Below are 12,500 nucleotides of genomic sequence, written 5' to 3' on the forward strand. Positions count from 1 at the left end.
CCGCGGGGCGCGCGGCCCACCCCCGCGGGCCCCGCCCGGGGGCCCCCGCCCCCCCCGGCCCCGCCCCCCCCCGGCGCCCGCAGCGCGGCACTGCCGGGGCACGGCGGAGCCCGGGCGGGGCGGCCGGTCAGGCCTCGGTGAGCGCGGTGCCGGGCAGCCAGTCGGCGTCGAGCAGCTCGGCGATCTCCTGCAGCGACGCGGTGTCCGCGCCCGCCGTGGAGCCGCTGACCGCGAGCCGCTCGACCATGACCCGGGCGACCTGCTCCTCGACGGTGTCCTCGGCGAAGGCGACCCGCCACGGCGAGGACTGCCCGTCCCGGTGGGTGCGGCCGGTGACCTGGCGGGCCTGGATGCCGGAGAACCGCGGCTGGTGGAACAGCCCGACCCGCGGGGTCGCCGTGGCGGACGTGCCGCCGGGCAGCAGCTCCCCGGCGTGCAGGCTGATCGACGCCGTCACGGTGAACACGCAGACCGGGGCCGCGCCGGTCTGGAAGCGCAGCCGCTCGGCCTCGACGTCGAACCGGTCGCGCCCGTAGATGCCGGCGACGGCGACCCCGGCGTCCTGCAGCGCCTCCCGGATCGGGTCGGCTGCGGTCTCGACGAACTCGACGGACACGGCCACCTGCCGCTCGGCCTCGACCTGGGCGCGCACCCAGTCGACGGTCGCCGGCACCCGGATGAGCCCGGCCTTCTGCCGGAACCGCAGCAGGGCGGCGCGGCCACGGGCGGTCTGCCGGCTCCGGCGGGCCAGCTGCATCTCGGCCCGGAACTCGTGCCACTCGGCCTCGTAGCTCGCCCGCTCGGCCGGGCTCAGCGCCACCGCCGTGCCGCTGACGGTCACCGGCCCCCACGGCGCCGAGCGGTGCAGCGCGGCGGGCGGGTCGCCGGCGGTCAGCCACTCCTGGAGCCGGTCGAGGTCGGCGCGGCGCTCCTCGGCGTCCTCGGTCCAGGTCCAGCCGTAGCGGCCGCGTTCCACGTGGAACCCGTGCTCGGCGAGCCGCGCGGGGAGGTCGGCCCACGCGCGCAGCGGCTCACCGGCCCGCGCGGCGAACTGCGGGGCCAGGTAGGGCAGCTCGAGCGGGGTGTGCGCCGGGGTGGCGGTCGCGGCGACGACGAACGGGGCGTCCTTCGCACGGGCCGCGCCGGAGACCGCCTTCCAGTGCCTCCACCGCTGGGTGGTCGTGTGCCGGACCATGTGCGCCTCGTCGCCGATGACGACGTCGAACGGCGGCGCCGTCTTCAGCAGCGCCGACACCTTCGCCAGCCGGTCCCAGGTCGTGACGCACCAGCGCAGCCCGCCGTCGCCGAAGCCGGCGATCGAGCGGCTCCAGTGCGGGATGGTGATGGCGGCCGGGCGGTCGGCGACGACGAGGACCCGGTCCCCGCCGCGCAGCTCGCAGATCTCCCGCGCGGCCATGATCGCCGTCCCGGTCTTGCCGACGCCGGGGTCGTCGCCGAGCAGGAACACCCGGTGCCCGGCCGCGGCGCTCGCCACGACCGCCTCGGCGCCGGTGCACTGCTCCTCGCGCGGCTCCAGCGACGTTCCCGGCGGCAGCGGCCGGGGCTCCTCGTTGAGCTCGTCCTCCAGGAACCGCTCGAGCGTGTACGGCGGCGGGTCGTAGGGCGCCAGGGGCGGTGGCAGCGCGCGGCCCACGTACACGTGCGCCTGCAGTCCGGGGTGCCACACCGCCCCCGGCGCCGGGGCGCGGAACGGGACGGCGAGCACCCACACCCGCTCGCCCGGGCCGGCGGTGGGCAGATCGGGTGCGGGCTGCCGGCGGGCGGGTGCCCGCCGCCTCGGGGCGGTGCGGGTCGTGCCGCCCGCTCGGGTGGTGGTCCGGCGGCGCCGTGCGGGCATGGGTGCTCCCCCTCGTGGTCCGGCGGACGACGGTAGGCGGACGCCTCCCCGCGATCTGGTGGAATCGCCGGGTGGACGTCGACCCGGAGGAACGGCTGCACGCGCGCACGGTCGGGGACGCCGGCCCGCGGGTGGCCTTCGTGCACGGGCTGTTCGGCCAGGGCCGGAACTGGACGACGATCGCCAAGGGCCTCGCCGACGGGCACCGGGTGACCCTGCTGGACCTGCCCAACCACGGGCACTCGCCGTGGACCGACCGGGTCGACTACCTCGACATGGCCGGGCTGGTGGCCGCCGAGATGGAGTCGTTCGGCGAGCCGGTGACGCTGGTGGGCCACTCGATGGGCGGCAAGGTGGCCATGCAGCTGGCGCTGCGCCGGCCGGAGCTGCTGCGGGCGCTCGTGGTCGTCGACATCGCCCCGGTCGAGTACCCGGTCTCGGGCGGGCGCACCGACGACCCCGACGAGGAGGCCTCTCCCTTCGCGGCGTTCATCGCCGCGATGCGGGCCGTCGACCTGGACGGGCTCGAGACCCGCGACGAGGCCGACGCGGCGCTGCGCGAGGCGGTGCCCAGCCCGATGGTGCGCTCGTTCCTCCTGCAGTCGCTGGTGCGGGGCGGGTCCGGGCCGGACGGCGGCTGGCGGTGGCGGCTCAACCTGGACCTGCTCGGCCGCGACCTCGAGGAGCTGCGCGGCTTCCCCGAACCACCGCCCGGCGCGACCTACGAGGGTCCGGTGCTCTGGGTGGCCGGCGCGACCAGCCACTACGTGCTGCCGGAGGACCGCGCGCGCATGCACGAGCTCTTCCCCCGCACCCGGCTGGTGCGGATCAGGGACGCCGGGCACTGGGTGCACTCCGAGCAGCCCGAGGTCTTCCTGGAGACCCTGCGGAGGTTCCTGGCCTCCGTCGAGGACTGAGCCTCAGCCCGCCACGCGGGCGCACTCCGCGCACCGGGCCGCGTCGGGGACGTCGAGCCAGTCCCGGTCCGCGGAGACCTCGACCAGCAGGCCGCACTCGGAGGCGGTCAGCCCGTCGACCACGGGCCGCGAGACGGCGTGCCGCGGGCCGGGCGCGGTCGCCGTGGACCCCTCGGTGCCGGCGGCCGAGGCCACCGCGTACAGGCGGGAGGTGGTCGCGTAGAGGCTCGCCGTCATGCACCCAGCATCGGACGTGGACATGACGAAGCGATGACGGCGACCGGACCGTTCGCCGACTCCTCGTCGCACGGGCACCGGCGACCGGGGCGGTAGGCGGATCCCGACCCCTGGAGCCGGCCGCCGGTCGCTGCCATCCTGGGGCGGTGACCAGCGAGTTCGTCGTGCACCGGCCGGCCGGGCTGCTGCGCGGGCCGGTCGCCGCCGCTGTCGGCTACGGCCAGGTCGGCCTCGAGCCGGGGGTCCACCGCGGGCTCCCCTCCCCCACGCTCACGCTGGTCGTCACCCTCGGCGACCCGCTGGAGCTCGTCGCCCACCCCGACCCCGCGCAGGCCCCGGGCCGGTACGACGCGCTGGTGGGTGGCCTGCACACGGCTCCTGCGCTCATCGCCCACCCGGGCCGGCAGGCCGGCCTCCAGCTGGGCCTGGACCCGCTCGGCGCCCGCCGGCTGCTCGGCGTCCCCGCCGGCGAGCTGGCGTCGCTGGACTGCGCTCTCGCCGAGGTCCTGGGCGGCGCCGCCGACGAGCTGGTGGAGCGGGTCCGCGAGGCCGGCAGCTGGCCGGCGCGGTTCGCGGCGGCCGACGGCGTCCTCACCCGTGCGGTCCTGTCCCGGGCCGCCCGGGTCCGCCCGGACCCGCCGGCCGAGGTGGGCGAGGCCTGGCGGCTGACCCTGGCGTCGGGCGGGCGGCTGCGGGTGGCCGAGCTCGCCCGGCGGGTCGGGTGGTCGCAGCGGCACCTCACCGCCCGCTTCCGGGCCGAGACCGGCCTGGGGCCCAAGGAGGCGGCGCGGGTGGTCCGCTTCGACCGCGCGCGGCGCGCGCTGGCCCGCCGGGTCGCGGCCGGCGCCCCGCCGGACCTCGCCGGGCTCGCCGCCGCGGCCGGCTACGCCGACCAGTCGCACCTCACCCGCGACTGGCGGGCGTTCAGCGGGCTCTCCCCGCTGCGCTGGCTGGACGCGGAGTTCGGATTCGTCCAAGACGGCGGGGTCGTCCCCGCGGCAGGGTCGGCGGCATGACCGCACCGCAGAACACCCCGTCCCCCACCGTCTGGCCCGCCTTCCGCGCCAGCGACGCCCCCGCCCTGATCCGCTGGCTGGTCGACGTCCTCGGTTTCGAGGAGACGCTCGTCGTCCGCGACGGCGACCTGGTGACCCACGCCGAGCTCGCCTGGCCGCCCGGCGGCGGGGTGATGCTCGGCTCGGCCCGGGACGACGGCGGCTGGGACGTGAAGCCCGGCGTGAGCGGCGCCTACCTGGTGACCGACGACGTCGAGGCGGTCTGGGCGCGGGTGCAGGCCGCCGGCGCCGACGTCCTGCGCCCGCTGCAGTCCCCGCCGTACGGCGGGCTCGAGTTCTCCGTGCGCGACCCCGAGGGCAACAGCTGGAGCGTCGGCAGCTACCGGGGCGAGCCGCGGCGGTGACCCCCGACGACGTCCGTGCGATCGCCCTCGGCCTCCCGGAGGTGACCGAGGGCGACCACCACGGCCGCCGCGCCTTCCGGCTGGGGACGCGGGTGCTCGCCACGCAGTGGACCGGCACGCAGCTGAACGTGCTGGTCGACGAGTCCACCGCGCGGGCCGCCGAGGGCGGGCCGTGCGAGCTGCTGTGGTGGGGCAGGACGCTGTCCGGCGTCCGCGTGGACCTCACCGCGGCGACGCCGGACCTGGTCGCGGACCTGCTCGAGGAGGCCTGGGCCCGCCGTGCCCCCGCCCGGCTGCTGCGGGAGCGGGGCCCGGGTCGCCGCTGACCGGGCCGGGGCGCGAGGATCGGCGCATGAGCGACGTCCGTGCCGGTCAGCCCGCCCAGCCCAGCGACCTGGTCGACGTCGCGTCCCTGGTCACCGCCTACTACACGCTGCGGCCGGACCCGGCCGAGCCGGCGCAGCAGGTGGCCTTCGGGACGTCGGGGCACCGCGGCTCGGCGTTCGACGTGGCGTTCAACGAGGCGCACATCCTGGCCACCACGCAGGCGATCTGCGAGTACCGCGCCGCCCACGGGGTCGACGGGCCGCTGTTCCTGGGCCGCGACACGCACGCGCTCAGCGAGCCGGCGTGGGCCAGCGCGCTGGAGGTGCTCGCCGCCAACGACGTGACCGTCCTCGTCGACGCCGCAGGCCGGTACACACCCACCCCGGCGGTGAGCCACGCGATCCTGCGGGCGAACCGGGACAGCCCGGCGCACCGCGCCGACGGCATCGTCGTCACCCCGTCGCACAACCCGCCCCGGGACGGCGGCTTCAAGTACAACCCGCCGCACGGTGGCCCGGCCGACTCCGACGCCACGAAGGCGATCGCCGACCGCGCGAACGAGCTGCTGCGCGCCGGGCTCGACGGCGTGCGCCGGATCCCCTTCCCACGGGCCCGCGCCGCGGCGCAGCCGTACGACTACCTCGGCACCTACGTCGACGACCTCCCGCAGGTGCTCGACCTCGACGCCGTCCGCGACGCGGGGGTGCGCATCGGCGCCGACCCGCTGGGCGGGGCATCGGTCGACTACTGGGCGGCGATCGCCGAGCGGCACCGGCTCGACCTCGCCGTCGTCAACCCGCTGGTCGACCCCACCTGGCGGTTCATGACGCTGGACTGGGACGGCAGGATCCGGATGGACTGCTCGTCGCCGTCGGCGATGGCCTCGCTGATCGACAAGCGCGGGCAGTACGCGATCGCCACCGGAAACGACGCCGACGCCGACCGGCACGGCATCGTCACCCCCGACGGCGGCCTGATGAACCCCAACCACTTCCTCGCCGTCGCCATCTCCTACCTGTTCGCCCACCGCGAGGGCTGGGGAGCGGACGTGGCCGTCGGCAAGACGCTGGTGTCCTCCTCGCTGATCGACCGGGTCGTCGCGGATCTCGGGCGGCGGCTGGTGGAGGTGCCGGTCGGGTTCAAGTGGTTCGTGCCCGGTCTGCTCGACGGGACGGTCGGGTTCGGCGGCGAGGAGTCGGCCGGGGCGTCCTTCCTGCGCCGCGACGGCGGGGTGTGGACGACGGACAAGGACGGGATCCTGCTCGCGCTGCTGGCGTCGGAGATGCAGGCGGTGACCGGCCGCTCGCCCTCCCAGCTGCACGGCGAGCTGACCGCGCGGTACGGGGAGTCGGCGTACGCGCGGGTGGACGCCCCCGCGACCCGGGAGCAGAAGGCGGCCCTCGGCAAGCTGTCGCCCGACGCCGTCCGCGCCGCCGAGCTGGCCGGCGAGCCGATCACGGCCAAGCTGACCCGCGCGCCGGGCAACGACGCCGCGATCGGCGGGCTGAAGGTGGTCACGGAGAACGCCTGGTTCGCCGCCCGGCCGTCGGGCACCGAGGACGTCTACAAGGTCTATGCCGAGTCCTTCCGCGGACCCGAGCACCTGGTGCGGGTGCAGGAGGAGGCCCGCGAGGTGGTCACCGCCGCCCTCGGGGGCTGAGCCCGCCCCGGGTGCCGGGGACGCCGCCTCCGCCGTGATCGTGGAACCGTCACCGCTCCCGCGGGCGCGTCGGTGCGTGTCGACGGCGCGACGCCCGTGATCACGGCCGGGGGCTCACCGCTTCGGGGGGACCGGAGCGTCGGAGGCGGAGGTGGGCAGGCCCGTGCCGCAGACTCCTCGGCGATGAGCGAGCAGGGTGCGCCGGACCAGTGGCGATCCGGGTACGGAGACGACCCGGGCCATGGCCAGGGCTACGGCTCGGGCTACGGCTCGGGCTACGGCTCGGGCTACGGCTCGGGCCACGGCTCGCCCTCGACGCATGGGCAGGCGTACGGGTCGGTTCCGGGCCACGGCCACCCCTCGGCGTACGGGCAGCCCCCGTACGGCCAGCACCCGTACGGCCAGCACCCGTACGGGCAGCCCCCGTACGGCCAGCACCCGTACGGCCAGCTCCCCTACGGCCTGCCCCCGTACGGCTACGGCGCGCCGTCGGCGTGGCCGCACGGACCGGGGCGGCCGGGCATCGCGACGGCCGCGGCGGTCCTGGGCTTCGTCACCGCCGGGCTGACCGCCCTGGCCTCCCTCGGCTTCCTCGTGGTCCTGCTGACCGGCGACGGCGACGCCACCACGGGTGTGCTGACCCTCGGCCTGCCGTGCGCCGCCGGCATGGTCCACGGCTCGGTGCGACTGCTGGGCCGCCGGTCGCCCGTTCCGCTGTTCGCGTCGGCGCTGGCCGCGGTCGGCGTGCTGCTGCTGGCGCTGCTGGTGGCCGCCACCGACCTGGACGGCGACGACGCCGTCGGCGTCGCCTTCTTCGTGCTGCTGGCAGGTGTGCTGCCGGTGCTCACCGCGGTCTTCGCCCGGCTGCCGGCGACGACCGGCTGGACCGGGAGCGCTCCGGCGGCCTGACCCTCAGCGCGCGCGGTTCTTGTCGGCGTACATCGCGTCGTCGGCGCTGCGGACCACCCGCTCGCAGGCCTCGTCGGGGTCGGCGCCGGGCTCGGCGATGCCGATGCCGATGCTCATGCCCAGCGAGATCCGGGTGCCGGCGATGTCGAGCGGCTCGGTGACCGTGGTGCGCAGCCGCTCGGCCAGGACCTCGGCCTCCGGAGGTTCGGTGTTCTCGCACACGATGCTGAACTCGTCGCCGCCCAGCCGGGCCGCGGTGTCGCTGGCCCGCAGCACCGAGGTGAGCCGCTCCGCGAAGGCCACCAGGACGGCGTCGCCCATCGGGTGGCCGTAGCGGTCGTTCACCGCCTTGAAGCCGTCGAGGTCGATGATCAGCACGCAGGTGGGGGTCCGCTCGCGGTGCCCGCGCTCCAGGGCGTGCCGGAGGCGGTCGCCGAACAGGATCCGGTTCGGCAGCCCGGTGAGCGGGTCGTGCAGCGACCGGTGCACCAGCTGGGCCTCCAGCGCCTTGCGGTCGGTGATGTCCTCCACGACCAGGACCAGGTGCGTCGGGCGTCCCGGCTGCTCGGCGACCCGGGTGACGGTCACCTGCACCGGCACCCGGCTGCCGTCGCCGCGCAGCAGCCCGCTCTCGACCCGGGAGACCCTGCCGGGGGTGGCGTGCACCGCGGTGCAGGCGTCACGGATGCCGGGCAGCGCGTCGGGGTCGGTCAGGTCGTAGAGGGCGGTGCCCCTCAGCTGGTCCGCGGACCGCCCGAGCAGCCGCTCGAGTGCCGGGTTGACCTCGACCAGCACGCTGTCCACCCTGCTGACCGCCATCCCGAGGGGCGCGGAGCCGAACGGGTCCCAGAGGGCAGCCGGCGGCTCCTCGGTCACCGTCGAGCTCCCGCTCCGTCCCGCCACGTCTCCCACCTCCGGCCCCAGTGTGACGGCTACCGGTGACGATCCCGGCCGCGTTCCACCTTCCGTACTGCCCGGAACCGTTCCACGTGGAACGTGACGTGGGTCCTCGGCTGCGACGGGGGAGGATGGCGGGGACGACGCGCGGCCCCGTCCCGGGCCGCGACGACCGCGGAGGAGGCGCAGGTGCTCGACGACAGGGACCCCTTCGACCTGGTGCTGCCCCCGGCGGTGGACGTCCGCGAGGTGGGCATGCGCGACGGGCTGCAGCTGGAGGCGCCGCTCCCGCTGGCCGACAAGCTGGCGATGCTGGAGGCGCTCGTGGCCACCGGGGTGCGCCGGATCGAGGCCACCTCGTTCGTCTCCCCCCGAGCCGTCCCGGCCCTGGCCGACGCCGACCAGGTCGCGGCCGAGCTGGGCCGGTGGAGCGGCGTGCTGTTCTCGGCGCTGGTGGCCAACCCGCGGGGCGCCGTCCGGGCGGTCGACGCCGGCGTCCCCGACCTCGAGTACGTGGTCTCCGCCTCCGACGGGCACAGCCGCGCCAACGCCGGCCGGAGCACCCCCGAGGCGGTCGGGGCCGTCGGCGAGATCGCCGGGCTCGCGCACGCCGCGGGCGGAACGCTGGAGGTGATCATCGCCACCGCCTGGGACTGCCCCTTCGACGGCCGCACCCCCGTCGCCCGCACCGTCGACGTCGCCCGGGCCGCGGTGACCGCCGGCGCCGACCGGATCTGCCTGGGCGACACCATCGGCAGCACGACCCCGCTGCGCGTCGTCCAGCTGCTCGACGCCGTCCGCCGGGTCTGCCCCGGTGTGCCGGTCGGGGTGCACTTCCACGACACCCGCGGCACCGGCCAGGCCAACGCGCTGACGGCGATCCAGGCCGGCGTCACCCAGCTGGACTCCTCGGTGGGTGGCCTGGGCGGGTGCCCGTTCGCCCCCGGCGCCAGCGGCAACATCGCGACCGAGGAGCTGGTCTACATGCTCGAGGAGTCCGGCGTGCGCACCGGACTGGACCTCGACGCCGTCCTGGCCGCGGCGCGGGTCACCGAGCGGGCCGTGGGCCACGAGCTGCCGAGCTCGCTGTACCGGGCCGGCGGGCGCTCGGTGCCCCGGTCCGCGGACCGGGCGGTCGCGGGCGCGTCCGGGACCTCCTGATGGACCTCGTGATGGACTCGGGGGCGTGAGCTCCCCCCTCCCCTCCCCCGGCGGGCCGGGCGCCGGTCCCGTCGCCGCGGTCGACCCCCGGGTCATGCGCGAGGTCATGGGGCACTTCGCCTCGGGGGTCACGGTGGTGACCGCGGCGAGCGGGCAGGGTCCGGTCGGCTTCACCTGCCAGTCGTTCAGCTCGCTGTCGCTGGATCCGCCGCTGGTGGTCATCGCCCCGGCGCGCGCCTCGCGGACCTGGCCGCGGCTGCGGGAGCTGGGCCGGTTCTGCGTCAACGTCCTCGCCGAGGACCAGCCCGGGCTGTCGGCCACCTTCGCCGGCGCCTCGGCCGACCGCTTCGCCGGCGTCGGCTGGCGGTCCAGCCCGCTGGGCCAGCCGGTGCTGGACGGCGTCGTGGCGTGGATCGACTGCGCCCTGTGGGCCGAGTACGACGGCGGTGACCACACGCTCGTCGCCGGGCGGGTCCTCGACCTGGGTGCCGATCCCCGCCGGCGCCCGCTGCTCTTCCACCGCGGCGGCTACGGCCTGCTCGGGAACGGCGCGCAGGCCGACGACGCCGGCATCGCCTGACGGAGCCGGCCGCTGAGCCGGCCACCCCGCCCGCGCACCTCGGGCATTGCTCCCGGGGTGGCCGTTCCACCGAGGGAGACGGCCGGTGGAGGGACGACGCCGCCGGGTCGCTCAGCCCAGCCGGAGGGCGAGCAGGGCGACGTCGTCCCGCCCGTCCAGCGTGCCGGCGACCGCGGCGTCGCACAGGGCCCGCGGGGTCGCGTCCGCCGGCGTCGCCGCGATCCGCTCGACCAGCTCGCTGATGCCCAGGTCCAGGTCGACGCCGGGGCGCTCGATCAGCCCGTCGGTGTAGGCCAGCAGCGTCGAGCCCGAGGGGACCTCGAGGACCGTCGTGGGCCGGTGCGCACCGTCGTCCACCCCGACGAGCAACCCGTTGATCTCGTCGAGCACCCGCACCGTGCCGCCCGGTTCCCGCAGCAGCAGCGGCGGGTGGCCGGCGTCGGCGAGGTGCACCCGCCAGGGCTCCCCCGGCGCCGTGGGGGGAGCCGCGCGGGCGTAGGCCAGCGTCGCCATCGACGCGACGTTCAGGCCCTGCACCAGCAGGTCGACCCGGGCGAGGACGACGCCGGGGTCGGGGTCGGGGGCGTCCCAGACGCAGGCGCGGATGATGCCGCGCAGGTGTCCCATGGCTGCGGCGGCGGCGATGTCGTGACCGACGACGTCTCCGATGACCAGGCCCACCGAGCCGTCGGGCAGGTGCAGCAGGTCGTAGAAGTCCCCGCCGACGTCGGTGGCCGCCGACGCGCTGACGTAGTGGGCGGCCGCCGTCACGCCGGGGATGTCCGGCAGGTCGGGCAGCAACGACCGCTGCAGGATCTCGGCGACGGCGTGCTCCTGCTGGTAGAGCCGCACGTTGTCCATGGCCAGGGCGGCGCGGCGGGAGAGGTCCTCGGCGAGGTCGACGTCGGCCGGGGTGAACGTGCGGTCCTCGCCCGACAGCACCAGAGCCAGGGCGCCGCGGGTCCGGCGGCGGGCGACCATCGGCACGGTGAGCACGGAGTGCCCGCCGAGGGCGTCGAAGGCCTCCCTGGCGGCGTCGGTGGCGAAGGCGCCCGCGAGCCGCGCGGGGTCGCGGTCGATGAGCACCGGCCGGCTGCGGGTCATGCTCTGCCGGCTCGGGGATCCGGGCGGCAGGTGCAGCGCGTGCAGCGTGCTGAAGGCCCGCAGCTGCTCGTCGAGGCCGTCCCGGTGCCGGTGGGCGGTCTGGACCACGTCGCCGTTCTCGTCGACGAGGGTGAGGAAGACCCAGTCGGCCAGCAGCGGCACGCACAGCCCGGCCAGCCGGTCGAGCAGGTCGGACATGTCCAGCGTCGCGATGAGCGTGCTCGTGGCCTCGGCCATGAGCGCCAGCCGGTTGGTCGCCTGCTCGGCCTGGGTGCGGGCGCCCTCGGCGTCGGCCCGCGCCTGCTCGGCAGTGGCCCGGGCGAGCTCCGCCTCCTGCCGGGCCGTCTGCTCGGCGGCGAACGCGCGCTCCCGCTCGTGCTCGACGCGGACCCGCTCGGTCACGTCCGTCTGCACGCCGACGAAGCTCACCAGCTCGCCCTCGCCGTCGAACACCGGGCTGATGGACAGCTGGTTCCAGAAGGCCGTGCCGTCCTTGCGGTAGTTGAGCAGCGTCGTCGTCACCGCGCGCTGCTCGGCGAGGGCCTCGCGGATCTCCGCGACGGCGTCGGGATCGGTCGCCGTCCCCTGCAGGAAGCGGCAGTTGCGCCCGACCGCCTCCCCGTACTCGTAGCCGGTGATGCGGGTGAAGGAGGGGTTGACCCAGATCAGCGGGCCGTCCTCCTGGCGCGGGTCGCTGATCGTGAACGTGATGTCGGTGGCGATGACCGCGCGCTCCCGCAGGGCCTGCAGCGCGGCCTCGGGGTCGCCGTCCGCCTCGGGGGTCTGGACCTCCAGGAAGACGACCAGCGACAGCTGCGCGTCGGAGCTGTCCGGCTGCGACAGCGGGAAGCCGGTCACCCACAGCAGCCGGTCGCGCGTGCCGTCGTCGGACCGTGCGCGCTCGGTCCGGTTGCTGCGGCCCGGGACCAGGCGGACGGCCTCCCCGGTCACCGGCTGGCCCTGGGCGACCAGGGAGAGCGGGCCGCTGGTGGAGGCCAGCGGCGCCCCGCCCAGATCGGTCAGCCCGGCGGCCGCGCCCCACGCGTCGACCGGCAGCGGCAGGTGCACGTTGCCGGCGAGCTCCACGGCGACGGTGTTGGCGAAGGTGACGGTGCCCTGGTCGCGGTCGATGAGCAGGACGGCGACCGGCGCGTCGGCGAGCACGCCGGGGAGGGTCGCGGAGACGCCTCCGTGCTGGGACACCGCCGCGCTGGCCGTGGCGACGAGACCGGCCTGCGAGCCCGCGGGACCGAGACCTGCCTGTGCCACGGCCTCCGCGTGACGGAGGTCGTTGTGGGCGGACGGCACGGACCGATCTTATCGATCGTGCACGACACACCGCAGGACGACCCCGCTGACCTGCGGTTTTCCACCGCGGGAGCACGGTACGTGTGGGCGGCGCGCCCGCGGGAACGGAGCAGGGGGCGCCG

The 12,500-nt window shown here is 76.4% G+C and carries 12 protein-coding genes; 8 read left to right on the forward strand and 4 right to left on the reverse strand.

Features of this window, described 5'->3' with window-relative positions:
- Positions 1-127 precede the first annotated feature (127 nt).
- Complete coding sequence (locus tag ACK586_RS05485; RefSeq protein WP_409329440.1) at positions 128-1,858, reverse strand: DEAD/DEAH box helicase; 1,731 nt, start codon at positions 1,856-1,858, stop codon at positions 128-130.
- Between the two features lie 71 nt (positions 1,859-1,929).
- Between ACK586_RS05485 and ACK586_RS05490 the strand changes: the two genes are divergently transcribed.
- Positions 1,930-2,775 (forward strand): alpha/beta fold hydrolase, encoded by an 846-nt coding sequence (locus ACK586_RS05490; protein ID WP_409329441.1) that lies wholly within the window; start codon positions 1,930-1,932, stop codon positions 2,773-2,775.
- 3 nt (positions 2,776-2,778) lie between these two features.
- On the opposite strand, the gene ACK586_RS05495 is transcribed toward ACK586_RS05490, so the two are convergent.
- Positions 2,779-3,012, reverse strand: coding sequence for a hypothetical protein (locus ACK586_RS05495; protein ID WP_409329442.1), 234 nt, complete (start codon positions 3,010-3,012; stop codon positions 2,779-2,781).
- A 146-nt stretch (positions 3,013-3,158) separates the two neighbouring features.
- Between ACK586_RS05495 and ACK586_RS05500 the strand changes: the two genes are divergently transcribed.
- From ACK586_RS05500 to ACK586_RS05520, 5 genes are all read left to right on the forward strand, one after another.
- Positions 3,159-4,028 carry a helix-turn-helix domain-containing protein gene (locus tag ACK586_RS05500; RefSeq protein WP_409329443.1) on the forward strand — a complete coding sequence of 290 codons (870 nt, stop codon included), beginning with the start codon at positions 3,159-3,161 and terminating at the stop codon, positions 4,026-4,028.
- Positions 4,025-4,432 (forward strand): VOC family protein, encoded by a 408-nt coding sequence (locus ACK586_RS05505; RefSeq protein WP_409329444.1) that lies wholly within the window; start codon positions 4,025-4,027, stop codon positions 4,430-4,432. Before ACK586_RS05500 ends, ACK586_RS05505 begins: the two co-directional genes overlap by 4 nt.
- The gene (locus ACK586_RS05510; protein ID WP_409329445.1) at positions 4,429-4,758 is read left to right on the forward strand and encodes a hypothetical protein; all 330 of its coding nucleotides are present in this window, start codon (positions 4,429-4,431) and stop codon (positions 4,756-4,758) included. The genes ACK586_RS05505 and ACK586_RS05510 overlap by 4 nt, the downstream gene beginning before the upstream one ends.
- A gap of 26 nt (positions 4,759-4,784) precedes the next feature.
- A complete protein-coding gene (gene pgm, locus ACK586_RS05515; RefSeq protein ID WP_409329446.1) occupies positions 4,785-6,419 on the forward strand; it encodes a phosphoglucomutase (alpha-D-glucose-1,6-bisphosphate-dependent) in 1,635 nt (544 codons plus the stop codon).
- 183 nt (positions 6,420-6,602) lie between these two features.
- Positions 6,603-7,328, forward strand: coding sequence for a hypothetical protein (locus ACK586_RS05520; protein ID WP_409329447.1), 726 nt, complete (start codon positions 6,603-6,605; stop codon positions 7,326-7,328).
- A 3-nt stretch (positions 7,329-7,331) separates the two neighbouring features.
- On the opposite strand, the gene ACK586_RS05525 is transcribed toward ACK586_RS05520, so the two are convergent.
- Positions 7,332-8,231 carry a diguanylate cyclase domain-containing protein gene (locus tag ACK586_RS05525; RefSeq protein ID WP_409329448.1) on the reverse strand — a complete coding sequence of 300 codons (900 nt, stop codon included), beginning with the start codon at positions 8,229-8,231 and terminating at the stop codon, positions 7,332-7,334.
- A 183-nt stretch (positions 8,232-8,414) separates the two neighbouring features.
- On the opposite strand from ACK586_RS05525, the gene ACK586_RS05530 reads away from it, so the two are divergent.
- The gene (locus tag ACK586_RS05530) at positions 8,415-9,386 is read left to right on the forward strand and encodes a hydroxymethylglutaryl-CoA lyase (protein ID WP_409329449.1); all 972 of its coding nucleotides are present in this window, start codon (positions 8,415-8,417) and stop codon (positions 9,384-9,386) included.
- Between the two features lie 25 nt (positions 9,387-9,411).
- Positions 9,412-9,966 (forward strand): flavin reductase family protein, encoded by a 555-nt coding sequence (locus tag ACK586_RS05535; RefSeq protein WP_409329450.1) that lies wholly within the window; start codon positions 9,412-9,414, stop codon positions 9,964-9,966.
- Positions 9,967-10,077: 111 nt separating this feature from the next.
- Here ACK586_RS05535 and ACK586_RS05540 read toward each other — a convergent pair whose 3' ends face one another.
- Entirely contained in the window at positions 10,078-12,339 is a 2,262-nt protein-coding gene (locus ACK586_RS05540; RefSeq protein ID WP_409329451.1) for a SpoIIE family protein phosphatase, read from the reverse strand.
- Positions 12,340-12,500 lie beyond the last annotated feature (161 nt).

It is taken from the genome of Trujillonella humicola (genome assembly GCF_046233715.1).
GTDB lineage: Bacteria > Actinomycetota > Actinomycetes > Mycobacteriales > Geodermatophilaceae > Trujillonella > Trujillonella humicola.